The following is a 23,764-nucleotide window of genomic DNA, read 5'->3' as shown; positions in this document are numbered from 1 at the left end:
CCCGGGGCAATCGGATGATGGAAAATCTGAGTCGCTTTGTGGGGATCACCGGCCGATAGTCGCGAACTGCCGACGGTAGGCCGTTGGTGTTGTGTTGTAAGCGGATCCGAAGTTCTGCCGAAAAGTGACACCGCTACCGAATCCACACGCCGATGCGATCTCGTCGATGCCCCAATCGGTTGTCTCGAGGAGCACGCGGGCCTCATTGAGCCGTTGCTCGAGCACCCAGCGCGCCGGAGTGGTTCCGGTCGCCTGATGGAACTGCCGCACGAAACTCCGCCTGCTCATCCGGGCCTGCTCTGCGAGCCGGTCGACCGATAGGGTCTCGTCGAGCCGTCCCAGCGCCCACTCCTGCACCACCGATATTGCCGTGTCCTCGGCGGGCCGGGCGAGGGGGCGCTCGATGTACTGCGCCTGCCCGCCGTCGCGGTGCGGTGCGACAACCAGACTGCGGGCGACCCGCGTCGCCACCGCCGATCCGAGATACCTGCGTACGAGGTGCAGGCAGGCATCGATCGACGACGCGGTGCCCGCAGACGTCATCACGTCGCCATGATCGATGTAGAGCACCGAGGCGTCGATCTGACTACCGGGACTGCGCTGCGCCATCTCCGGCATCATCTCCCAGTGCGTCACCGCCGAACGACCCTCGAGTACACCGGCATCGGCGACCGCAAACGCTCCGAGGCACAAGCCGGCAATCAGCGCCCCGCGCTCGTGTGCACCCACAAGCTCGCTTCGGAAGGTGGCCGTGAGCGGTTTGAGCGGAAGCGGCCATGACGGAATGATCACGACGTCGGCCCACCCGACCGCGCTCGGATCCGCCACGTCGCCAACCGAATAGCCCTCGGCCGTCCGCACCGACCCGGGCCGGTCGGACCACAATCTCGTTTCCCAATCCGACGCCAACCCGAGACGCCCCAGTTCACCGAAGACCATCAGCGGCGCTGCGAGATGGAACATCGTGATGCCGTCGAAGGCGTAGATCGCGATCCGCATGCGCACTCCCAAGTTGGCGTGATCTCATCGAAATTATGCATCTATGCCACTGGCAGGCGGTGCTGAATCGACGGAACAATCTAAGGCGTCCACCTTTCACCGGGTTCCGATCCGTGAATTGCACCGCCATCCAGGAGTCATCATGACCGCACCGCGCCGCGCCCTTGTAGTTGTCGATGTCCAGCAGGAGTACTTCGACGGACCGCTCCAGATCCAGTACCCGCCACGCGAGGAGTCGCTGGCGAACATCGTCGGCGCCATCGAGGTCGCCGATGCACACGGGATCCCGGTGGTCATCGTGTCGCACCACATGCCCGAGGGTGCCCCGGTCTTTGTCGAAGGGACGCCCGGATGGTCGCTTCATCCGGACATCGAAGCGGCAGGTAGCGGTCCCCGAAAAGCGGTCCACAAGCAGTACGGCAGCGTTTTCGCGGGCACAGACCTCGCAACATGGTTGCGGGACAACAACATCGATACCATCACCCTGGTCGGGTTCATGACAAACAACTGCGACCTGGCATCAGCAGTGGAGGCAGAAGGCCTGGGCTTTGCCGCGGAGATCCTGTCCGATGCCAGCGGCGCGATCAACCTGGCAAACGAGGTGGGCAAGGTGTCGGCCGAGAACCTGCACAACACCCTCATGGTGCTGTTGCACTCCAACTTTGCCGCAGTCGGCACCACCGCCGGGTGGACCGACGCAGTAGTGGCCGGCACCGAATTGCCCAAGAGCAACCTCGTTGTCTCTGCCATCGAGGGCAGTGCTGCCACAGTCTGACGAAAACCCCTCGGGAGCGACCTCAACTCATACGGCGATCCGAAACAGGCTGGTGCAGAGACATTCTGCCGTCATCAGTGCGGACTCACTCGCCACTCTCCCTGCGCCGGCGGTCGATTTCAGCCTGCCGCCGTTGCTGTTGCGCGCGTTCCCGAACTTGCCGGAGAAACTCCTCGTCGGCCTTCGGGTCTTGCGGTTCGAAGCGGCCGGGCTCGTCGTATTCGGGATACCCCAAGGCGGTGGCCCGGCCCGAACCGCTCAATCGTCCGTGCGACGTCCCAACGGGCCTGCCCGCGAAGAACCACACGATCGAGCCGACCATGGGCAGCACGATCACCAGCAGCAACCACCCCCACCGCGGCAGTCCCCGCACTCCGGCGTCGTCGCTTCCGATGATGTCGACCAACGCCGCAATCATGATCACAAGCACAATCAAACCCAGATACGGCACAATCAAGCCCCTCGTTTGTCTCCCCATTAATCGGCCCACTATCGCACACATCAGTATCGAAACAAATGTGGTATCCACAACCGGAATGTTCATTCCTTCGAAGGACGCGGCGCTCGATTGTCGCGGTGTATCAACATATTCCACAGTTCCGCCCGGCAACAACAATGCACGCCGACCTGGTGAACAAACCTTCGGACTCAATACGCCGAATCAGTAACATCACTTGCTTTGATTACGACACGAAGACATGAAGCTCTCCCGAATGGTCCGCATTTCGCCGTGTCTCGCCGCATTGTGTATGGCAGCGGTAGCCGCGATGGCGCCCGCGGCCGCCGCCGAAGTCGTTGATGTCACCGTGGTACCCGGCCTCAGCACCGGTTCCACCACCGCTTACGGCGCCGGCTGCACGTATCTCGTGATCGCCAGAACCGCGGACTCCCCCGGCACTCCGAGTACCGCCGAGGTCTCGTTCATCGACTACAACCGGGCTTCGATCTTCCTTCCCCAGGACCTCATCTTCGAGACGGTCAACCCCTACTACGTCACCCCGGTGATCTTCGACCACGCCCTCACGCTGTGGACCCCGACCGCACCCGGGCAACACGCCATCATGGCCTACCAGACGTCAGCCGGTGGACCCGTCGAGACCGTCCTGGTCAAACCCGCCACGCCAGTGGGCCCGGCCTGCCTCGTCGCACCCTGATCCACGCCGATGACCACAGATGGTGAGATTCTGCGGCACTGGCGGCAGATACGAGCACTGAACTACGGGACAGTCGGCCGGACAGTGCATGGGGTGGCACAGTATTCGGATCCCGGGCACACCGAAGAGTTCTGGTTCGACCCACCTTCGTTCTGGCGCACCGATACCCGCGGCGCCATCACGATGATCACGACCGACACTGACGAATACCGCCGTTCCCCCAATGGCATGGTCCACACCGCGTTGAACGATGGCACCATGCGTTTCATGTCCGTGCTCGGAGCGCACGTCAAACTCCTACTGGACGCCCATCGCAGCTGGCCCCTACCCGGTGGCCATGATTTCGGCACTCTTCCCGACCCCACGCACATCAGTGAAACGAACGTGCACGGACGGCACGGTTGGCGCGTCGAGTTCCCCGAGTCCGAACACCGTGGTGCGCAAACATTCGTCGTCGACGCCGAGACCGGATTGGCGATTGCCTGGTACAGCGGCACCGACCAGATCGAGTTGATCTCGTACGTGCTGGACGAGGTATTCGACCCATCCCTGTTCACGTGGACCGGCGAGGTCATCGAAGAGGCCGAAGAAATGTCCACGATGCAAGCCGAGCACGCGGCGAAACAGCGTCTCCTCGAGGACATTCCACGTCCTGCACCGACGTGGTTTCCGAGTGCCGTCGATGTGTCGGTGACCGACGGTGACCCCGCCACCGGAGCCGTGGATCTGAGCATGTCTGTCAGCGGGCCCTACTGGACGGTGCGCAGGTGGCTCACCGGCACCGACGACCCGCCGGAGTCCTTCCTCGCCTCCCACTACGGCGAGGCGGTCCGCGACGTCGGCGAGACCTGGACTCATGAACTGCGCTACTCGTCGGGGACAATGACCGACACTGACGCGCACCGGATCCTCGCGTCGATACCACCCGTCACGCCACCGCGACCGGCCGCCGAGATCGTGGCCGAGATCGATACCGCTCGGGCCGACCACCAACAGGCCCTGACCACCCCGGGCACGACCGCCGAGACCGGAGTTGTGTATGCCGGTCCGGTTCACGTCAGCTATTCGCAGTATTACCTTCAGTCTCAGGATGTCTGGGACGGTGATTACATGGCTGCGTTCGCCGGCCAGAACAACGGCCTGGTCGGTACCCGGTGCCGCGAGCAAGTGGTATTGGTCAGCGGACTACACACCGGAACCATCTCCGTCACCGTGGAAATCACCGACACACGTCCTGACCCGGACACTTCGGCCTGGGACGAGATCGTGGAAGCACCACTGACAGTCGATTCACCGCTAGTGCTCAACGACTGGGACGGCGGGGAACCCGGCATTGAACTACCCATCTCCCGCGGGACCTACCGGCTTCGCTACTGCGCCAACAACATGGATGCGGCCAGCGACGCCGACGTCGGTGAATACATCGACGAATATCGCATCACCATCTGGCCCAGCCCCCTCGCCGACGACGAGGTGATCAAACAAACCGCCGACATCGCCGTCTACTGGAACACTCAAGCGCATCGCTGACGGCGCGCGGGGTTACACAACCACCCTGAACATGGCGCACCACTCGTGCGTGGCCGTTCAGTCCACTCATTCCGACCAGCCCTCGACCGCCTCCACCCGACCGTCGTCGATGGCCTTCACCAGTTGCGCGTGGTCGCGATCGTTCTGGTCGGCGTAGGCAAAGGCGTATGACACAAACGCCTCTTCGACCTTGTCCGATGTTCCGAGGTAGTCGGCGATCGCGGCGGCATCACCGCTGCGGGCATGTGCCCGGGCGAGTACATGCCCGCAGGCCGAGGCGAACTGCGGTAACCGGGAGGCGATGACCTCACCCTTGGGAATCACCTTGCCGTCGCGGAATTGCCGAACGTAGAAGTGCATGTCGTTGATGGTCGTCCAGCCGACGAAGGAGTCGGTGGCGCTCTGAATCATGCGCTGACCGTGCACCACCCGCTCACCATGATTGCCGTAATGACTCGCAGGCAGGAACTGTTCGTATACCGACGGACCGGCCTGCTTGATCTGCAGGAAGAGCGGATCCCTGGTCCGGCGTTCCTCGATCAGCGTCAAGAACACCCGCATTCCGACGCTGCCCACACCCACCACCTGACGGACCGCGTCGACAACATCGAAACGCGATAGCAGGCTCGAGACATGGTCGGGGACCGAATTCTGATACTTCCCGATGATCTGATCGAGCATCGCCGCATGCTCGGCGAGCGCGTGGGTCCGAAATGGTGGATCCTCACTGATCATCCGTTGTCCGTCAAGCACATTCGTGAGCTTTTTCGACGCACCGCGACTTGATCGTTTGCGGGCCTGCTTGTCGATCATCGCGTCGAGGCGGCCTTCGTCGTCCTGCGCGGTGTATTCGATGAGCTGCTCGACGTCGACCCGGTCGTACCAGACGTCGATCTCCGGCATCTGCGCGTAGAGCCCAATCCATTCGCGATAACCGCGGTACGCCTCTGACACGGCCAGCTTGGCGTCGGATTTCGAGACGTTGTTGCTCCGCGCCAACACCACGAGGCTGGCCACAAAACGCTTCACATCCCATTCGAACGGCCCAGGAAGGGTCTCGTCGAAGTCGCGCAGATCGAAGACGAGATTGCGTTCGGGGGTATTCCACAGTCCGAAGTTGAGGACGTGCGCATCTCCGCACAGTTGCACGGTGATACCGGTATCGGGCGTCGAGGCGAGGTCCGCCGCCATCACCGCCGCCGCGCCCCGGTAGTACGTCCACGGCGAATGACTCATCCGTCCGTGCCGGATCGGCAACAGGTCGTCGGCGCGGATCGTATTCTGCGCCAAGATGGTCTCGAGCGGGTCGTGTCCTCGCGTTGCCGGGTTCCACTCCCCCAGCGACCGCCGCGGGACGAGTTTGCGCGAGGCGCGTCCGGCACCGCGATGCTCCGGAACCCGGGCACGGCCGATCAGAGTGCCGCCACCGCCCTGCCAGAGAATGTTTCCCGCATTGTCTTGGGCGGCAGGGCCGGTTGCCGCGCTGGTGGTGGTCGTCACTCCGGAATTATTGCAGGCGAACTCACTGCGACCACGGCGTCACCGGCCGCTGACCCCGGACACCGTCGACGACGAAGTCGACTTTCTCCTGATAGAAGCAGATCCGCCCGGTGATCTGATGCATCTCCGGCGGCGGATTCTCATAGCTCCACGCGATGTCGATGCCGGCGTCGCCGAGGCTGGGCGCGGACCAGTGGGTGGCCTCCCCCTTGTACGCACATGTTGTCGACGTGTTGCTGCGCACCAGATCTGCCAACACGTCGCCGGGTGAGAGATAGAACCGCGGCGGCAGGTGGGTTTCGAACAGCATCAGTGGATGCCCGGATTCGGCCAGGATGTCACCACCGGAAATCACGTGGACCACGCGGGCGCTGTGCCGGATATCTATGCGTGAGAACGGATCTCGAGGATGTCCGAAGATCCGCTCGTCCTCTTCGAACCAATCGAAGGGATTGAAGTCGAGCACGGCATACCCGTCGAGATCGTCGGGCAGGAACGCACCACCCGGGCCGGCCTCACCCCGAACAACTGCGGTGCGACCCGCACAGGTGTGCTGCGCAAAGCCGTTGCTCGGATCGAGCATCCCGGTGGGCATCTCCCCGACGGTGAACGGACGGATTTCTTCCAGCGGCGTTCGCAGGTCCGCGACCGGGACGGCATACGAGGGAACGATGCGCTGCGGTTCCCAGACCAGGATGGCCTGATCGGTGCGCGCGATGCCGTGATCGGCCGACGACACCGTCACCATCTTGGCCGTGGGTTCATATCGCAGACTCCCGAGCTCCGACATCAGGTACTGCCGCATCATGGTCGCCATCGTGACCACCTCCGCTCACCACCATACGACTGATCGTGGGCCCACTCGATGGAAAGAGACAACCTCCGTACCGAGGTGTCGGTACGGAGGTTGTTTGTCTTACAAGACCCAGACGGTCAGAAGTCCCAGTCGTCGTCTTCGGTGTTGACGGCCTTGCCGATGACGTACGAGCTACCCGACCCCGAGAAGAAGTCGTGGTTCTCGTCGGCATTGGGTGAGAGTGCCGACAGGATCGCCGGGTTCACATCGGTCTCGTCCCGCGGGAACATCGCTTCGTAACCCAGGTTCATCAGGGCCTTGTTCGCGTTGTACCGCAAGAACTTCTTCACGTCTTCGGTCAGGCCGACGTCGTCGTAAAGCGCTTCGGTGTAATCGATTTCGTTGTCGTAGAGCTCGAACAGCAGCTCGAAGGTGTAATCCTTGAGCTCCTGCCGACGCTCGGGTGTCTCCGTCTCCAGCGCCCGCTGGTACTTGTACCCGATGTAGTAACCGTGCACGGCCTCGTCGCGGATGATCAGCCGGATCAGGTCCGCGGTGTTGGTGAGCTTTGCCCGAGATGACCAGTACATCGGCAGATAGAAGCCGCTGTAGAAGAGGAACGACTCGAGCAGGGTCGAGGCGATCTTGCGCTTGAGCGGGTCGTCGCCACGGTAGTAGTCCATGACGATCCGAGCCTTGGCCTGGAGCTGTTCGTTCTCCTCCGACCAGCGGAACGCCTCGTCGATCTCCTTGGTGGAGCACAACGTGGAGAAGATCGAGCTGTAGCTCTTGGCGTGCACCGACTCCATGAACGCGATGTTCGTCAGCACAGCTTCTTCATGCGGGGTGCTCGCATCGGGGATAAGGCTGACAGCGCCGACCGTGCCCTGGATGGTGTCGAGGAGCGTCAGACCGGTGAACACGCGCATGGTGAGCTGCTTTTCCAGCTCGGTGAGGGTGCCCCACGACGGGATGTCGTTGGACACCGGCACCTTCTCGGGCAGCCAGAAGTTACCGGTCAGGCGATCCCAGACCTCGGCGTCCTTCTCATCGGGCACCCGGTTCCAGTTGATCGCCGAGACGCGGCTGACCAGCTTGATCGGCGCTCCGTCGGCGGGGCTATGGGTGGAGGTCATCGTGCTCCCCTGATGTTCGAAAGTGATGTGGCAAAAGGTGTTGTGTCACAGGTATTTACAGCATGCACGAAACGCAATTTTCCACCTCGGTCCCCTCGAGGGCCATCTGACGCAAACGGATGTAGTACAGCGTCTTGATGCCCTTGCGCCATGCGTAGATCTGCGCCTTGTTCACATCGCGGGTGGAAGCGGTGTCCTTGAAGAACAGGGTCAGGCTCAGGCCCTGATCGACGTGCTGCGTCGCCGCGGCGTAGGTGTCGATGATCTTCTCGTAGCCGATCTCATACGCGTCCTGGTAGTACTCCAGGTTGTCGTTGTCCATGAAGGGCGCCGGGTAGTAGACGCGGCCGATCTTGCCCTCTTTACGGATCTCGATCTTCGCCGCAACCGGGTGGATCGAGCTCGTCGAGTGGTTGATGTAGCTGATCGAACCGGTCGGCGGGACGGCCTGCAGGTTCTGGTTGTAGATGCCGTGCTCCTGCACGCTCGCCTTCAACTCGACCCAGTCGGCCTGCGTCGGAATCGTGATTCCCGACTGCGCGAACAACTCTCGGACCTTGGCGGTCTCCGGCTCCCACACCTTCTCGGTGTACTTGTCGAAGAACTCACCGGTCGCGTACTTCGACCGCTCGAAGCCGCCGAACGCCTTGCCCCGCTCCTTGGCGATCCGGTTCGATGCGCGCAGCGCGTAGAACAGCACCGTGTAGAAGTAGATGTTCGTGAAGTCGATGCCCTCTTCGGACCCGTAGTAGACGCGCTCACGCGCCAGGTACCCGTGCAGGTTCATCTGCCCGAGACCGATCGCATGCGAGTCGTCGTTGCCCTTCTGAATCGAGGGCACCGAGGTGATGGCGGTCTGATCCGACACCGCGGTGAGTCCGCGGATCGCGGTCTCGATGGTCTGCGCGATGTCCGGCGAATCCATCGTCTTGGCGATGTTGAGCGAACCAAGGTTGCACGAGATGTCTTTACCGATGTGCTCGTACGAGAGGTCGTCGTTGAACGTCGATGCAGTCGAGACCTGCAGGATCTCCGAGCACAGGTTGGAGTGGGTGATCTTGCCGTCGATCGGGTTGGCGTTGTTCACCGTGTCCTCGAACATGATGTACGGGTAGCCCGACTCGAACTGCAGCTCGGCGAGGGTCTGGAAGAACTCACGCGCCTTGATCTTGGTCTTGCGAATCCGGCGGTCGTCGACCATCTCGTGGTACTTCTCGGTCACGTTGATATCGGCGAACGGCACACCATAGATGCGCTCGACGTCGTACGGACTGAACAGGTACATGTCGTCGTTCTTCTTGGCCAGCTCGAACGTGATGTCCGGGATGACCACACCCAGCGAGAGGGTCTTGATGCGGATCTTCTCGTCCGCGTTCTCACGCTTGGTGTCGAGGAAGCGGTAGATGTCGGGGTGGTGAGCGTGCAGGTACACCGCGCCTGCACCCTGACGGGCACCGAGCTGGTTGGCGTAGCTGAACGAATCCTCGAGCAGCTTCATGATCGGGATGACACCGGAACTCTGGTTCTCGATCTTCTTGATCGGCGCACCGTGTTCACGAATGTTGGTCAGCAGCAACGCAACACCGCCGCCGCGCTTGGACAGCTGCAGCGCGGAGTTGATGGAACGGCCGATCGACTCCATGTTGTCTTCGATACGCAGCAGGAAGCACGACACCGGCTCGCCGCGCTGCTTCTTGCCCGAGTTGAGGAAGGTCGGGGTGGCCGGCTGGAACCGTCCGTCGATGATCTCGTCGACCAGGGCCCGCGCCAGGATGGTGTCGCCGTCGGCCAGCGTGAGCGCGACCATCGAGACCCGATCCTCGAAACGCTCGAGGTATCGCTTGCCGTCAAATGTCTTGAGCGTGTACGAGGTGTAGTACTTGAACGCACCCAGGAAGGTCGGGAACCGGAACTTCTTGCTGTACGCGTGGTCGAACAGACCCTTCACGAACCCGCGGTCGTATTTGTCGAGAACCTCTGCCTCGTAATAGTTTTCCTTCACCAGGTAGTCGAGCTTCTCGTCCAGGTTGTGGAAGAAGACCGTGTTCTGGTTGACGTGCTGGAGGAAATACTGGTTGGCCGCTTCGCGATCCTTCTCGAACTGGATCTTGTTGTCGGCGTCGTACAGGTTCAGCATCGCGTTGAGCGAGTGGAAGTCCATCTCCTCCGGCTGGTGGCCGGACGGATCTGCGTGGACGCCCGACTTGCTGGCCGAGGTCCCTGACCTTGAGTCGGTTACTGGGGTTGCGGTTGGCGACACTGTGAAAACTCCTGTGATTGCGCAAATTCGTGGAGACCGGAGCGGACCCGGTCGACGTCGTCGGCGTCACCCATCAGTTCGAACCGATACAGATAGGGCACCTGGCATTTAGTTGAGATGATGTTGCCGGCGAAACAGAACTCTTCACCGAAATTGGTGTTGCCGGCGGCGATGACGCCGCGGATCAGCGAACGATTGTGTTTGTTGTTGAGGAACTTGATGACCTGCTTCGGCACAAACCCTGAGTTGCGCCCCGGCTGGCCGACTTCCCCGCCATCCGATGCCTTGCCGCCACCATAGGTGGGACTGATCAGAATGTACGGCTCGTCGACGGTGAAGGATCCGTCGTGATCGATGAGTGGAATTCGCCGTGCCCGCATCCCGAGCTTTTCGACAAATCGGTGCGTGTTCTCCGAGACGCTCGAGAAGTAGACGATCAGCGGGGACTCGGAGAACTCAGCAACAGCGAACTCAGCCGCGGCGGCATGTTCGGGAACCTTCCCCATGTCCCGACCTCCACGAAATTGCTGACAGGTGATACTTGAACCAACTAGAACTACGGACCGCCTCGCGGACGGGGCCCGGGCAGATCAGGCAGCCGCTGCGACCAGAGCCTTGATGCGGTCCGGACGGAATCCCGACCAGTGGCTGTCACCGGTGACGACAACCGGAGCCTGCAGGTAACCGAGCGCCATGACGTAGTCGCGGGCCTCGGAGTCCTCGGTGATGTCGACGATGTCGTAGTCGAGACCGTTCTTGTCGAGGGCCTTGTACGTGGCGTTGCACTGAACGCAAGCAGGCTTTGTATAGACGGTGATCGTGGCGGTTGTCGCAGTAGTCATAATTCCCCAGAACTCCTTTGTGACGGAACCGATGATTGCTACCCACACCAGCACCAGATAGCGGCAAGACTTGACTTTCAAATAGTTATCCCGGCGGCTCTGCAGTGGAGAACTTGGCTGCGCTTTCGTTCCAACACCGTAGTGCCGTTCGGTGTTCCAAACACTACACCTAGTGTCTGACAAACGGTACCGACACAACACGTTGCGAATGACATTCATGAAAGTCCCAGGTCACGGGATCTGCACCAGCATGAATTTCGGCGTGTCTCGACGCGCCGGGCGTGTCCCCACAAGTCACATCCGTCACTGCGCGGCACCGGGCACCCTCATTGCACACCGCAACCCCGACAATCGGCTCCGCAGTCGCGCGCCGTCACGCACACCAGAGCACGATGCCAGCAGTTCGGTGACCGGGTGCGGGGTCGTCAGCCACAACGAAATCGAGCGGTCCGCCGCCACATCCACCAGGTGGGTGAAACGCACCGACCAATCCGGCGCACATCGGTCGAGCAGCGGTATGTCACGGATATGCCAGCCGGCCACGGAACCACGGTCGGTCATCCGATCCGCCTGGAACAGATAGTCGCGCGCCGACAGCGGCTGCCCACACACCTGATCGAAGGCACGGGCATCGGCCGAAGGGATCTCGACGAAGCCCCCGGCAAGTCGCCCGGCGTCGCCCGTCCGATAGTCACGATCTCCGGCGAGTTCGACCACCTCGGCCATCTCACGCAGGAGCGCAACACCAGGTGCGAACACCGGTCGAAACAACGGATCGGGCAGTAGCTCCTCTGGCACCAGGTTCGATGTCGCCACCAGGACGATGCCGCGCGCCCGCAGCTCACGTAGCAACCGGATGAGCAGCGTCGCGGTCCCGGGGTCGTGCACATGGAACTCGTCGAACACCACGACCTGAACACCGTCGCCGATCACCTGGCGGCAAGCGAGCTCGATCGCGCCCCGGCGTCCCGAATGCATGGTGACGGCGCGCTGCAGATCGTCGAAGAACTCGTGAAAATGCCATCGCACCAGTTCAGTCGCCCCCACCTGACCGATCATGCGATCTACCAGCATCGTCTTGCCGCGGCCAGGCGCACCCCACAGATAGAGGCCCGCAACCCTCCGTGGTCGACGATGCAGAAAACGGTGTGGCGGTTCGCGCATTTCTGCAAGCAGACGCCCCAGCTGCGCATCGACGACGCGTTGCTCGGGATCGAGTTCATCCTCTACATACGTAGAGCCACCAGACATGTGATGACCATATCTCTACGGAAGTAGAGGACAATGATCGTGTGACGGGCCAGACAAACGATCGACGCGAGCTCATCGCAGACGCAGCCGTCCGGCTCATCGCCGAGGCCGGTATCCACGGACTGAGCCATCGCGCGATCGATCGGCGACTCGAACTCCCGAACGGATCGGTGTCCTATTACTTCCGCACCCGGACTGCCCTGATCGACAGCGCCATCGAAGCCATCACCCGGCGCGCGCGCTCGGCGTTTACGCAAGCGGCACCAAAGCCAGACGGTAGGGATGCCGCACAGACCGTCGCCGATTACCTCGACGACCTACTGATGCACCGGGACGCGGATGCACGGGCACGATACGCACTGCTCGCCGAGGTCGCGGGCGACCCGGATCGGGTACGAACGCTGCGTGATTGCCTGTTTTCCGAACAGGATTCGCTGACGCTGATGCGGGCGATCGGATCATCCGAACCGGAGTCGGACGCCGCCGATCTGATCAGCCTCTGCGAAGGCCTGGTGTTCGACGGCATCACCGGCAGACGCGACGAAACCGGACGCCGGGACACGATGACCCGCACAGTGGACCGATTCTTGCGCGGCCTCCGATAGGACCGACCCACGGCAAAGGCACACGTTCCGGTCATAACCACACGTTGCGACGTGTGGTTATGACTGGAACGTGTGCCTTTGCCGAGATTTAGATCTTGTAGGACTCAGGCGTCGACGGAGGCCGAGCGATCGACCAGCACGGCAACGGCCGCACGCAGGATCTCGACAACCTCGGGGACGTCGGCGATGTGCTTGCCGTCGAGGCTGCCGATCGCCAGATGCAGATCCACCTCTTCGACGACCTTGCCGCCGGCGATACCGACCGCGCGGGCGGTATCGGCGTGCGACCACTTGCCGCCGTACTGCGCGAGCGCCGCACCGAGCACGCCCACAGGCTTGCCGCTGATCGCGCCGGAGCCGTAGGGACGCGAGAGCCAGTCGATCGCATTCTTGAGGACGGCGGGGATGGTGCCGTTGTATTCGGGCGTGGCGATGAGAAGCGCATCGGCATCGGAGACCGCCGCGCGCAGCTGCGTCACGGACTCGTCGACCTCATCGATGTCGAGGTCTTCGTTGTAGAAGGGCAGCTTCTCCAGACCGCTGTACACCGCGACGTCAACACCCTGCGGTGCGTTGTCGGCCGCCACTTCGGCGAGAACCCGGTTGACGGAATCGCGCCGAAGACTTCCCACCAGGACAAGGATCTTCGCGGTGGCGCCAGACGCCTCGTTCGTGCCAGTAGCTGTACCGGTCAAGGTCACTCCTCGTTGTTTCGCATTACTAATTGCCAAGTCCAGTTCATTCAACCGGACCCTGGTCCGAACGTATTCCCGATGTGGCTACCGTTACAGTCATGGCTGTGCCCAAGCCCCCTGCGCACTCGACTCCGAGTGCAGACCAGTCGCGAACCGGCACATCTGACGCCGCGATACCCCTCCTGACCACATCCACCACGGCACGACCGGCTCATCCTGCGCCGATGTCACTCGTCGCGCCTGCCGAGTCCGAACGCGCGGACGCCGCCCGCAACCGTCAACTCTTGTTGGAGGCCGCCACCCGACTCATCGACCGCCACGGAGCATCCGCGGTCACGATGGACGCCGTGGCTCGCGAGGCCGGGGTGGGCAAGGGCACCGTTTTCCGCCGCTTCGGCAATCGGTCCGGCCTCATGATCGCGCTGCTCGATCATTCGGAGTCCGCGCTACAGCAGGCCTTCATGAGTGGACCACCGCCGCTCGGACCCGGAGACGAGGTCGACCCACTCGACCGACTGATCGCCTACGGTCGCGCTCGACTGGCCACCACTGCCGCGCACCTCGACGTTCTGCTCGAAGCCGAAGACAGTGGACCACAACGATTTCTACATCCCACCCGCACTGTATCGGTCATCCACACCCGAACGCTGCTCGAGGCCATGGGGTTTTCAGGCGACCTCGAGTTGATGTGCATCGCGGTACTCGCTCCACTCGACGCGCCGGCGATCCATCATCTGCACAACCACAGGCACCTGTCCTTCGACCAGATCGCAGACCAGTGGGAATCACTGGTTCGGTCGCTCAAGCCCCCGAAGACCTGACCTGACTCGGTTCAGTTCTCGGGTGCGCCGATCCGGGTTCCGGCGAGATCCGGCGACATCCCGTCGTGCGAGACCAGCGCATTGCTCTGCGAGAGAGTCGGGCCCGCGGCCAGCAGTGAGATGATCGACCAGGGGGCAGGCACCGGACTCTCCCCCAGTCCCAGTGCAATCGCAGTGTTCTGATCCGGGATACCGAACCGAACGCCCGAATCACTCACGTAGAACAGCGATTCGGCCCGGGTACTGTCCGGCTCGGAGCCGGTGACCCGGATGTAATGCCCGCGGCCCGGTTCGACGAACACCGCATCAAGTCCGGGCCCGGGTCCGTCGGCGCCGGCGAGCAACACCGGCTCTGATTTCGAACCGAGCGGCAACGTCGATCCGAGCAGGACCCCGCGGACCGCCTGATGATCGTCCTTGGTGCGCGACCACGCGCTACACAACACCGGGTCCGCATCCACATCGGTCAGGACCGGTGTGACCGCCGGGAAGTCTGTCACCGGCAGCTCCTCGATGGTGTCGACTCCGGTCAGAGCACCTGGGCCCACCGTCGGGACACTGCCACCACCGGCGGTGTCGGCCTGCCTGATCACCTCGGCGGCGACCTCGCCGATCTGTTGAACACCCTTCGTCAACGCTACGTAATAGGTTGTCCCACCGGACAAACCGGTCACCTTGATCACCGATCCGACGGGTATGGCGCTCCCCAGCGCCGATGGTGCACCCGCACCGGAGATCGTCGGAACCACAACGGGTTCGACTTCCGGGATGGCGTTGAGCAGACCGGGGCTCACCATCCGCACCGGCGCCCCGTCGATGCCCAGCGCGCGCCGCACCGGAACGCTGTCGGTATCGATCCGGGCCCGCTTCCCCTCGAAGACGAGATAGGTGTCATCGCCGACGGTGACCAGGGAGGCATCACCTGCCGTTGCCTCCCGAATCCGATCGCCTAGTGCTGGTTCGCCGGCGACGACCGTGGTGACGACATCATCACCGGCCACCGTGTCGCACACCGTCCACTGCGAGACGTCGGCCGACCGCGGTCCCGGCAACGCCACCGGTGCACCGGGTATCCCGAGCAACGGGCCCCGCGGATATCCGGTGAGCTTCTTCTCGGCGATCGACTTCGGTGATTCGTCGCTGCCGCTGATCAACCGCGCAGAGGCGAGGTTGAGAACCGGATGCAACCTGTCGTCGACCACGACATACATCGCGCCGGCCTTCTTGCTCACGATGATCTTCGAATCACCCACGGTGCCTTGTGGTTTGATGAGTCCGTACACGCCGAATCCGGCCAACACCAGCAGCGCGAGAACCAACCCGACCAGCAGTGAACGGGCTTGTGACCGCATCGGGTCGTGCAACATCCTCACGTCGCGCCGAATCAGCGCGTGCTCGAGTCGGCGTAGCAGAAAGCGATAGCCGTTGACCTGAGCTTTCGTCGTCAATTGAGCAGGCAAAATATTCCCCCCCATCCTCCCGCCGTGTAGCGTATAGCAGCATTGAGCTCCGGGGTACGCCCGGAGTTCGACCATTGGATCGGGGCCGATGGCTGTGGGGGGGTTCATGATTGTTGTGGTCGCGATCGAGCTGTTGATCGGCGGCGCGCTCGTGCTGTCATATGACAACGGCGCGCTCTGGTGGATTGCGCTGGTCGGCGCCGTTGTCTTGTCAGCGCTGTTGGTCGCGTTGCCCGGCCGGGCGTCAGTGGCGCGGTTGTTGATGTTGCGGCTCGGACTCTGGCGTCGCCGTTTGCTGCGTGGTTCCGAACCAGACGGATCGAAGCCGGATCAGGCACCGTTCGACATCCCGGTTCCCGACGAGTCTCCCATCGGCGCCCGATGGGACGGCACGTCCCTGGTCACGGTCCTCCGGATCGACACACCGCCTCCGGCGATCGGACTACTCGACCCCCGTGGATGTACCGGAATCCCCGGTGTCCCGCTCTCTGCACTCGCCGAGAGCGTTCGCCAGTTCGACATCGAACTCGAATCGATCGACGTCATCAGCCACGGCATCCGCTCGCACGGCAACGGCCGCGTGGCGCAGGTCTACCTGCGCACACTGGGCCCGCTCCCGGCCACGGCCTACCGGTCGGTCCTCGTGGTCCTTCGGCTCGATCCCTCCCGGTGCCCGGAGGCGGTCGCCCGCCGCGGCGGCGGATCCGAAGGCGCGCTGCGCACCGCGATCGTCGCCACCCGTCGGGTCGCCAACCGGATCGGTGGTCGCGGACTGTCCGCAACCGCGTTGACCGCGGCGGAGATCACCGCGGCGACAACCCAACTCGCCCATGGCGCCGGTGGCGCAGAGGTGTCCGAGAGCTGGGATTCGGTGTCGGTCGGTCGATTGCAGATGTCGACATATGCGGTCTCGCCCGAACACCTTGCCCCCACTCTCGACGCGGTATGGGCTGTCCAGTCGGTGTCGACGACCGTCACGTCACGACTTCGTTCGACACCAGACGGAGAAATCTCGCTACGCACCCTGGTCAGGTTCAACACCCTGGCCCCCGAACAAAACAAGAGCGCCGGGCGTCCCGAGATCGCCGGGCTGCTCCCCCTCCATGGCCGCCAGCGCGCCGCCCTCGCCGCCAGCTTGCCCGTCGGCGCCGCCGACCGCCTGCCCCCGATCGCCGAACACACCATCTCCGGTGACGATCTGGCGCAGGTCTTTCTGGCCGCGGCCGGATGTGGCCAGCTCATCGGCGCCGACCACAGTGGACGCGCCGTGGCGGTCGACCTACTCGGTGGCCGACCGCATCGGGTCTCGATCGCCGGTGGGTTGCACCTGGCCCAGCAGGTACTGCTACGCGCGATCGGTGTCGGCGCCCGGGTACTGATCTACAGCGACCGTCCCGTCGACTGGCAGCAGTTCATCACGGCGATAGGCGATCCCGGACTCGTGGCATTGGCAGGCGGACGGGTCTTCCCGGGGCATTTCACCGTCGCGATGTTCGACGGTCTGACCCCGACCACTGTCGATGCATCGACGATCATCTCGTTGACACCTCCCGGAACGCACACCGAAGCCGCCGACGTCAGGCTTGTACAGAATCATGCTGCACCCCAGGACATCTGGATCTCGACACCCGGTGGCTCGGCGATGGTCACCATGGTCGCGACCGGGGATGAGATCAGCTTCATCGGCAACAGCCTGCCCTCGACCACCGGCGCCCCGGTACCCGGCCGGCATGCAGTTGCCGGGGCCTCCCCGGTCTATTGACCAGGGACCAGGGCGCGGAAGAACACGCTCCGCGCACTGGCCGCATGGACCACGACGTCGGGATCACAGTCCGCAAGCCAGACTGCGTGTCCTTGCGGGACCAACAGACTGGTGCCAGTCCCCCTCAACTCGATCGCACCGGACGTACACAGCAGGATCTGCGGTCCGGGCACGTCGAACAGAATCGATGACGGCTTGTGGATACCGGTGCCGTCGAGCTCCACCATCGACAGCCGGAACTCCGAGATCGGTGTCTGATAGATCAATTCGGCATTGAGGGTGCGCAGCGTCGGGGTGACGTCGGACGCGGCAACCGGGGTGAAATCGAGCACCCGGAGCAATTCGGGCACGTCCACGTGCTTAGGGGTCAGCCCACCGCGCAGGACGTTGTCGGAGTTGGCCATCACCTCGACAGCCGTGCCGCCCAGGTAGGCGTGCAGATTGCCCGCAGGCAGGAACAGACCCTCGCCCGGACGCAGCGAAATCCGGTTGAGCAGCAACACCGCCAGCACGCCGGAGTCGGCCGGGTAACTCTCGCCGATCTCCAGGAATGTTCGGACCGCGGCCCCGAAGTGGCCGTTGCCGGCCGCCAGATACCGGATGGCTCCGTCGAGTACCGCGGGGATCAGAGTTGTCAGCGCCGATTCCGGAAGCGTGATCCAGGTGGTGAACAACGCTCGCAATCCTTGCGAATCAGGTTGTCCCGCCAGCATTCCCAGGTAGGCGTCGAGCTCGGGCACCTGTAGTGCGCGCAGCAGGTCGACCGTTTCACCGACATCACGGAAACCCGCGAGCGCTTCGAACTCGGTGATGGCCACGACCAATTCGGGCTTGTGGTTGTCATCCCGGTAATTGCGGTGCGGCGCGCCGACCTCGATCCCCTGGGCATTCTCCCGGGCGAATCCGTCTTTTGCCTGTTCCAGACTGGGATGCGCCTGCAACGACAAGGGCTCATCTGCCGCAAGGATTTTCATCAGGAACGGCAGGCGCCCCTGATACCTCTCGGAGCACGCCGCACCGAGCTGACCCCGCGGATCCGCTTCGACGACGTCGAGCAGGGTCTTACCCTCTGCCCCACCGCCGACCGGTGCCGGAGCCGCCGGATGTGCACCGAACCAGAGTTCGGCCTCCGGATGCGGGCTCGGAGTGGGCAATCCACGCAGCTCCGCCAGCGCAGTTCGCGAACCCCAGGCGTATGGCCTGATCACACCGTCGAGCAAGTGCATCAGTGGCTGCCGACCAGCCGCAGGTACGCACCGGCCATATCGGCGCGTAACGCGAGAATCATCAGAGGCACAAGGTCTTCCATACCTGCAGCCCGGCCCGTGGGTTCGGCGCTGGGCTGCTCGGCGGGCCCGCTCGTCAGGATGTCGACATCGGCCAGCGATGCGGTGCGCTGACGGGCCAGCCATTCCCGATCCGGGGTGGTCAGCAACTGCACACGCACAGGCTCGCTCGGTATCGGACCGTCGATCGCAGCGTCATGAAATATCGGATCGTAGTCAGCCGGCATGGTGCCACCGTACCTCGCCAGCAATGCGCCCGCAGCGAGGACTTCGCCGAGATCCGTTGCGGTACTGACCACTCCGGCACCTGCGAAAACCGTCCGCGACGCGTGGATCGCGACGACCATCCCGGCTGCCGTATCCCCTGTCCAGACCGTTCTACGATCCGCAACACGAACCGCCAGTTCCTTTGCCGCGTTGTGAAACAACTCATGTCCGGGATGGTTTCCGGCAGCTTCCGAATCCAACTCGTCGGCCATGACCGACAGATCCGGATGTCGGCCTTCGAACCGCACCGCACGCAATCCGTCCAGTACTGCGAACATCGCAGCCACATAGTGCGCGAACCGATACGGCGCGGGGACATGTACGCGCGGTGACAGATCCACCACCGGACCGGACAGCGCCTCGCGTAACGGTCCCTCGACCGGTCCGGCGACGACGACCTCGGCGCGGCGGCGGCCGGCCCTGGCCGCCGCATCCGCAAGACGCGGGTCCCCGGCGTCGTCCCCGGCGATCACCACCACGTCCAGCGGCCCGATCCAGGACGGCACGGCTCCGCACTTGATGAGCGGGACATCGATGTGCGGGCCGGCCAATGCCATCACGAGATCGACGGCCCGCCCGGAGGTGCCGTCACCGCAGACCACGACCACCGCGCGGGGCAGCAATCGTTCGAGCGGCTCGAGCACACCTTCGGACCGGGCCGCGGCCATCGCGCGACACTGGGCGCCGGCCAGGGCCGAAGCCGGCAGCAGGCCTTCGACATCGGCGTCGAGCAACGCGGCGACGTCGTCGATTTCAGGCGCTCCGGTCAACATGGCTCCAGCCTAGTGCCGTGAGTCGAAAGTTTCTTGCGGGTATCCGGTGTCGCAGCTCGAACACCGGAGACAGCAAAAGGGCTTTCGACTCGCGGCAGTAGTGCCCATCAGCCCCGAACGACCCCCAGGATCCGTTCGGTCAGCTCATTCACCCGTTCGGTGGTCGCGGCCTCGACATTGAGCCGCAGTAGCGGTTCGGTGTTCGACGCCCTCAGGTTGAACCACGAACCATCGGCGAGATCGACCGTCACACCGTCCATCTGCGTCGTACCGGCGATCTCGTCGGCGAAATCGGCCAGCACCGCTGCCGTACGCGCTGCCTGATCGTCGACGGTCGAGTTGATCTCACCGGAACTGGCGTAGCGCTCGTACCGGGCCATCATCTTCGACAACGGCTGATCCGACGCCCCGAGGGCCGCGAGCACATGCATCGCCGCGAGCAGGCCCGAATCAGCACCCCAGAAGTCGCGGAAGTAGTAGTGGGCCGAATGCTCGCCACCGAAAACCGCTCCGGTTTCCGCCATCTGCGCCTTGATGAACGAATGACCAACTCTGGTCTCCAGTGGCTCACCACCCAGTTCGCGGACGAGTTCCGGGACCGCCCGGGAGGTGATCAGGTTGTGGATCACGATGCTGCCGGGGTGCTTCGCGAGTTCACGCTCGGCCACCAACGCGGTGACTGCGGACGGAGACACCGGATCTCCCAGTTCATCGACCACAAAGCAGCGGTCGGCGTCTCCGTCGAAGGCCAGGCCGATGTCGGCGCCGGTCTCCTTCACATAGGCCTGCAGGTCCACCAGATTCTTGGGATCGAGCGGATTGGCCTCATGGTTGGGGAATGTTCCATCGAGCTCGAAGTACAGTGAACGCACGGTGAACTCCTCGGAACCACCCAGGACCACCGGAACTGTGTGACCACCCATGCCATTGCCCGCATCCACGGCGACTGTCAAGTGCCGCAGACCGGAAAGATCGACGAGCTTGTGCAGAAACGCCGCATAGTCCTTCAACACGTCGCGCTCGTCCAGCGATCCTCTCGCGACGGGCGTACTTGCATCATCGGGTCCTTCGACCAGTTCACGCGAGATGGTCGCCAGCCCACTGTCCTGGCCAACCGGTTTTGCGCCGGCCCGGCACATCTTGATGCCGTTGTAGCTCGCCGGATTGTGGCTTGCGGTGAACATCGCGCCCGGCCGGTCGAGATCTCCGGAAGCGAAGTAGAGCTGGTCGGTGGAGGCCAGCCCGATGAGGGTCACGTCGAGTCCCTCGTCCAGGGCGCCGTCGGCAAACGCCGCAGCCAGTTCGGGGGACGACTCGCGCATGTCGTGTCCGACCACCAGCGCCGATTGGCCTTCACTCTTCATCAGACGTGCGAACGAACCACCCACAGCGCGGACGAAATGGACATCGATCTGCTCTCCGACAAGCCCTCGAACGTCGTAGGCCTTGATGACGGCACTCACCAGCTCACGGCTGAAGAGTTGCGCGGGACGATCCACGGATTGGCTCCTTCTATGTCGGTACAGCATCACGATCTTGCATACACACAGTCGCCGGCGCGGCCGTTCCATGGAGCTCGAAACGTGCCACCGGCCGGGTCGGTCGACAGCGGGGTCAGCACCCAATCATGACCGACCTACAGACCCCGAAAACCGACACCCCTCCAACATCTTGGTACTCCCGGCTCCGATTCGCTGAGTTCAAAGCTGCCCGCCTCGGTGCGGAGAGATTGAACTTGACGCTCATCCGGCGCGTGACCGTGACGATCTGGGCGCTGACGCTGCTCGTCTTGCTGGCCACCCGGACCATGTCGTTCGGCCGGTCCTACGTGCTTGTCGCGCTGGCAATCGGCCTGGCCGCCGCGTCTATCGGCCGACGCAACATACTGTCGGTGATCCGTGACTGGCTGCCGTTCGGCGTACTGCTCGCGGTGTACGACTCCACGCGCGGTCTGGCCGCATTCCTCGGTATGCCCACCCAGTGGCATCTCGCGGTCGACGCCGACCGGTGGATGTTCCATGTGGTGCCGACCGTGTGGCTGCAAGAGCATCTCAAGATGGCTGACGCCCAGTGGTGGGAAGTGTTCACGAGTTTTGTGTACATGTCCTACTTCATCGTCCCCTACGCGGTCGCCGGCTTCCTGTGGCTCCGCGACCGGGTGCAGTGGCGCCGGTTCGTGTTGCGGCTCATCACTATTTTCTTCCTCGGACTCATCGGCTACGTCCTGGTTCCCGCGGCTCCTCCATGGGCGGCCGCCAAATGCACCTCGGCCGAACTGGTCGGCGGGCCGGCCTTCCCGTCGTGCATCACCACACCCGAGCAGATCGTGCCCGACAACATCCTCGGTCAAGTGGAGCCCGAACACGAAGGTGCTGCCCCCTACATCGAGCGGATCTCCAGCCGCGGCTGGGAGGTGCTGCACATCGGTCCGGTGCGGGACGTGATCGAGGTCGGACAGGACAAGTCCAATCAGGTCGCCGCGATCCCGTCCCTGCACGCCGGGGTCACCGCGTTGCTCGCCATGTTCATGTGGGGCCGGACGAGAGCGTTCGGGCGCACCGTCTACACCGGCTACGCGCTGGTGATGGCGTTCACCCTGGTGTATTCGGCCGAGCACTACGTGATCGACCTGATCCTCGGGTGGGGTCTGGCCGCATTTGTGATGGTGATCTGCCACTACGGCGAAAAAGCCTGGTACAAGCGGAAAGGGCGCGATCCGGAGAGCACCACCGCATCCGCGGCGGCCGAACCTGCGAGGGTGGAACTCAGTCCACCGGATCAGGCAACACTCGAAGGTGTCCACGTCGACCCGGTCGCGGGCGCGGAAGCGGGTCGGGACCGTTGACCGGGGTCTGCGCCCGACTCAGATGAGGCGCAGAGTCGGCGCTGGGCACGGCGGACACGTGCGAGACCAAGGAGCCACCGGAGGCTTCGCGAACGGCCTCGGCCAGCGCCGTCAGATCGTCCTCATCACGGCCAGGCGCGGCGAATCCACCCGCGCTGCGCAGCATCTCCCAGCCACGCGGAACGGTGATGCGGGTTGCGTGGGTGTCGCACAGATCCCACGAGTGCGGTTCGGGAGAGGTCGCCAACGGCCCGACCACCGCGGTCGAATCTGAATACACAAAAGTCAGCGTTGCGACCGCCGGGTTGGCGCAGCCGGGCCTGGAACACTGACGTGGAAGCCTCACGGGTGGAAGATTATCCCTATCCCCTGGCGGGTCGAAGTAGGACACACCGCACAGACCTGCCTAGACTTGCGACTTATGGCACCCATTCGTCCTCCGCTGGTCCGACCACGGCGTCGACGATCGGTTCGAGGTGTTCCCCGGGTCCGCGATCGTCGTGGTCGTGGCCTGCGATCATCCCTGCTCCCGGTCCACGTGCCGGCCTGGACGAGCCGCTCACAGTCGTTCGACGCGGTGGTTCTGGAAGCCTTTGCCGAGATCGATGCCCGCTGGCACGACCGGCTCACCGGACTGGACATCGCGGTCGACGAGGTGCCGCGGATGCTTCCCCGGGATCCCGACACCGTGCAGTGGCCTGCCGAGGTCACCGCCGACGGCCCGATCCCGCTGGCCCGACTGATCCCGCCGGGCATGGACGCGGACGGCCGGGCGACCAAGGCCCGCATCTTGCTGTTCCGGCGACCACTGGAGAGTCGCGCCAAGAAGGGCGCAGACCTGTTGGACCTCGTCCACGAGGTACTCGTACAGCAGGTTGCCGCCCACCTGGGCGTCGACGAAGACACAATCGACCCGCCGCCCCAATAGGGACAGACGGGTCGCCATGTGCCATAACCGTGACCAGGAGTCGCGGTGTGCAGAAATTGTCTTGCAATTGGTTTGTGCC

General features: G+C 63.5%; 23 protein-coding genes. 8 read left to right on the top strand and 15 right to left on the bottom strand.

Features of this window, described 5'->3' with window-relative positions; all coding sequences use genetic code 11:
- Nucleotides 1-45 precede the first annotated feature (45 nt).
- Complete coding sequence (locus AC56PL_RS04890) at nucleotides 46-999, bottom strand: GlxA family transcriptional regulator (protein WP_497153152.1); 954 nt, start codon at nucleotides 997-999, stop codon at nucleotides 46-48.
- A gap of 142 nt (nucleotides 1,000-1,141) precedes the next feature.
- On the opposite strand from AC56PL_RS04890, the gene AC56PL_RS04885 reads away from it, so the two are divergent.
- Entirely contained in the window at nucleotides 1,142-1,774 is a 633-nt protein-coding gene (locus AC56PL_RS04885) for an isochorismatase family protein (protein ID WP_495515254.1), read from the top strand.
- A gap of 85 nt (nucleotides 1,775-1,859) precedes the next feature.
- Here AC56PL_RS04885 and AC56PL_RS04880 read toward each other — a convergent pair whose 3' ends face one another.
- The gene (locus tag AC56PL_RS04880; RefSeq protein ID WP_495515253.1) at nucleotides 1,860-2,192 is read right to left on the bottom strand and encodes a PLDc N-terminal domain-containing protein; all 333 of its coding nucleotides are present in this window, start codon (nucleotides 2,190-2,192) and stop codon (nucleotides 1,860-1,862) included.
- Nucleotides 2,193-2,472: 280 nt separating this feature from the next.
- Here AC56PL_RS04880 and AC56PL_RS04875 point away from each other — a divergent pair, with 280 nt between their 5' ends.
- Both AC56PL_RS04875 and AC56PL_RS04870 read left to right on the top strand, forming a co-directional pair.
- Nucleotides 2,473-2,928 carry a hypothetical protein gene (locus AC56PL_RS04875; RefSeq protein ID WP_497153151.1) on the top strand — a complete coding sequence of 152 codons (456 nt, stop codon included), beginning with the start codon at nucleotides 2,473-2,475 and terminating at the stop codon, nucleotides 2,926-2,928.
- 93 nt (nucleotides 2,929-3,021) lie between these two features.
- The gene (locus AC56PL_RS04870; protein ID WP_495515251.1) at nucleotides 3,022-4,458 is read left to right on the top strand and encodes a hypothetical protein; all 1,437 of its coding nucleotides are present in this window, start codon (nucleotides 3,022-3,024) and stop codon (nucleotides 4,456-4,458) included.
- Between the two features lie 66 nt (nucleotides 4,459-4,524).
- Here AC56PL_RS04870 and AC56PL_RS04865 read toward each other — a convergent pair whose 3' ends face one another.
- The 7 genes from AC56PL_RS04865 to zapE all read right to left on the bottom strand — a co-directional run bounded on the left by AC56PL_RS04865 (nucleotide 4,525) and on the right by zapE (nucleotide 12,243).
- A complete protein-coding gene (locus AC56PL_RS04865) occupies nucleotides 4,525-5,958 on the bottom strand; it encodes a DUF2252 domain-containing protein (RefSeq protein WP_497153150.1) in 1,434 nt (477 codons plus the stop codon).
- A 22-nt stretch (nucleotides 5,959-5,980) separates the two neighbouring features.
- Entirely contained in the window at nucleotides 5,981-6,775 is a 795-nt protein-coding gene (locus AC56PL_RS04860; protein ID WP_497153149.1) for a DUF427 domain-containing protein, read from the bottom strand.
- A 116-nt stretch (nucleotides 6,776-6,891) separates the two neighbouring features.
- Nucleotides 6,892-7,890: a class 1b ribonucleoside-diphosphate reductase subunit beta gene (gene nrdF / locus AC56PL_RS04855; RefSeq protein ID WP_497153148.1), complete on the bottom strand. Its 999-nt coding sequence runs from the start codon at nucleotides 7,888-7,890 to the stop codon at nucleotides 6,892-6,894.
- A 55-nt stretch (nucleotides 7,891-7,945) separates the two neighbouring features.
- Nucleotides 7,946-10,150 carry a class 1b ribonucleoside-diphosphate reductase subunit alpha gene (gene nrdE / locus AC56PL_RS04850; RefSeq protein WP_495515247.1) on the bottom strand — a complete coding sequence of 735 codons (2,205 nt, stop codon included), beginning with the start codon at nucleotides 10,148-10,150 and terminating at the stop codon, nucleotides 7,946-7,948.
- On the bottom strand, nucleotides 10,126-10,656 hold the full coding sequence (nrdI, locus tag AC56PL_RS04845) for a class Ib ribonucleoside-diphosphate reductase assembly flavoprotein NrdI (protein ID WP_497153147.1): 531 nt from the start codon (nucleotides 10,654-10,656) through the stop codon (nucleotides 10,126-10,128). The genes nrdE and nrdI overlap by 25 nt, the downstream gene beginning before the upstream one ends.
- Nucleotides 10,657-10,740: 84 nt before the next feature.
- Nucleotides 10,741-10,992 carry a glutaredoxin-like protein NrdH gene (nrdH, locus tag AC56PL_RS04840; RefSeq protein WP_495515245.1) on the bottom strand — a complete coding sequence of 84 codons (252 nt, stop codon included), beginning with the start codon at nucleotides 10,990-10,992 and terminating at the stop codon, nucleotides 10,741-10,743.
- 303 nt (nucleotides 10,993-11,295) lie between these two features.
- A complete protein-coding gene (gene zapE / locus AC56PL_RS04835; RefSeq protein ID WP_497153146.1) occupies nucleotides 11,296-12,243 on the bottom strand; it encodes a cell division protein ZapE in 948 nt (315 codons plus the stop codon).
- A 41-nt stretch (nucleotides 12,244-12,284) separates the two neighbouring features.
- Here zapE and AC56PL_RS04830 point away from each other — a divergent pair, with 41 nt between their 5' ends.
- Complete coding sequence (locus AC56PL_RS04830; RefSeq protein ID WP_495515243.1) at nucleotides 12,285-12,848, top strand: TetR family transcriptional regulator; 564 nt, start codon at nucleotides 12,285-12,287, stop codon at nucleotides 12,846-12,848.
- Between the two features lie 104 nt (nucleotides 12,849-12,952).
- Here the strand turns inward: AC56PL_RS04830 and AC56PL_RS04825 are convergent, their stop codons facing one another.
- Nucleotides 12,953-13,549, bottom strand: coding sequence for an NAD(P)H-dependent oxidoreductase (locus AC56PL_RS04825; protein ID WP_495515242.1), 597 nt, complete (start codon nucleotides 13,547-13,549; stop codon nucleotides 12,953-12,955).
- A gap of 92 nt (nucleotides 13,550-13,641) precedes the next feature.
- Between AC56PL_RS04825 and AC56PL_RS04820 the strand changes: the two genes are divergently transcribed.
- Nucleotides 13,642-14,364: a TetR/AcrR family transcriptional regulator gene (locus tag AC56PL_RS04820; RefSeq protein ID WP_497153145.1), complete on the top strand. Its 723-nt coding sequence runs from the start codon at nucleotides 13,642-13,644 to the stop codon at nucleotides 14,362-14,364.
- Nucleotides 14,365-14,375: 11 nt separating this feature from the next.
- On the opposite strand, the gene eccB is transcribed toward AC56PL_RS04820, so the two are convergent.
- Nucleotides 14,376-15,824 (bottom strand): type VII secretion protein EccB, encoded by a 1,449-nt coding sequence (eccB, locus tag AC56PL_RS04815; RefSeq protein ID WP_495516046.1) that lies wholly within the window; start codon nucleotides 15,822-15,824, stop codon nucleotides 14,376-14,378.
- 88 nt (nucleotides 15,825-15,912) lie between these two features.
- Here eccB and eccE point away from each other — a divergent pair, with 88 nt between their 5' ends.
- A complete protein-coding gene (eccE, locus tag AC56PL_RS04810) occupies nucleotides 15,913-17,586 on the top strand; it encodes a type VII secretion protein EccE (RefSeq protein ID WP_497153144.1) in 1,674 nt (557 codons plus the stop codon).
- On the opposite strand, the gene manA is transcribed toward eccE, so the two are convergent.
- The 3 genes from manA to AC56PL_RS04795 all read right to left on the bottom strand — a co-directional run bounded on the left by manA (nucleotide 17,580) and on the right by AC56PL_RS04795 (nucleotide 21,441).
- Complete coding sequence (gene manA, locus AC56PL_RS04805) at nucleotides 17,580-18,812, bottom strand: mannose-6-phosphate isomerase, class I (RefSeq protein WP_497153143.1); 1,233 nt, start codon at nucleotides 18,810-18,812, stop codon at nucleotides 17,580-17,582. The genes eccE and manA overlap by 7 nt on opposite strands.
- Entirely contained in the window at nucleotides 18,812-19,912 is a 1,101-nt protein-coding gene (locus tag AC56PL_RS04800) for a hypothetical protein (protein WP_497153142.1), read from the bottom strand. Before AC56PL_RS04800 ends, manA begins: the two co-directional genes overlap by 1 nt.
- Nucleotides 19,913-20,019: 107 nt before the next feature.
- Entirely contained in the window at nucleotides 20,020-21,441 is a 1,422-nt protein-coding gene (locus AC56PL_RS04795; protein WP_497153141.1) for a phosphomannomutase/phosphoglucomutase, read from the bottom strand.
- A 98-nt stretch (nucleotides 21,442-21,539) separates the two neighbouring features.
- Here AC56PL_RS04795 and AC56PL_RS04790 point away from each other — a divergent pair, with 98 nt between their 5' ends.
- Nucleotides 21,540-22,757 carry a phosphatase PAP2 family protein gene (locus AC56PL_RS04790; protein ID WP_497153140.1) on the top strand — a complete coding sequence of 406 codons (1,218 nt, stop codon included), beginning with the start codon at nucleotides 21,540-21,542 and terminating at the stop codon, nucleotides 22,755-22,757.
- Here the strand turns inward: AC56PL_RS04790 and AC56PL_RS04785 are convergent.
- Nucleotides 22,678-23,103, bottom strand: a complete 426-nt coding sequence (locus AC56PL_RS04785) for a DUF3499 family protein (RefSeq protein WP_495515235.1) — start codon at nucleotides 23,101-23,103, stop codon at nucleotides 22,678-22,680. The two genes, AC56PL_RS04790 and AC56PL_RS04785, sit on opposite strands and share 80 nt — an antisense overlap.
- Nucleotides 23,104-23,178: 75 nt before the next feature.
- Between AC56PL_RS04785 and AC56PL_RS04780 the strand changes: the two genes are divergently transcribed.
- Nucleotides 23,179-23,685 carry a metallopeptidase family protein gene (locus tag AC56PL_RS04780; RefSeq protein ID WP_495515234.1) on the top strand — a complete coding sequence of 169 codons (507 nt, stop codon included), beginning with the start codon at nucleotides 23,179-23,181 and terminating at the stop codon, nucleotides 23,683-23,685.
- Nucleotides 23,686-23,764 lie beyond the last annotated feature (79 nt).

It is taken from the genome of Williamsia sp. Y721 (genome assembly GCF_059683565.1).
The sequence above is the reverse complement of the archived record's forward strand: the minus strand, read 5'-3'. Positions and strand labels throughout refer to the sequence as shown.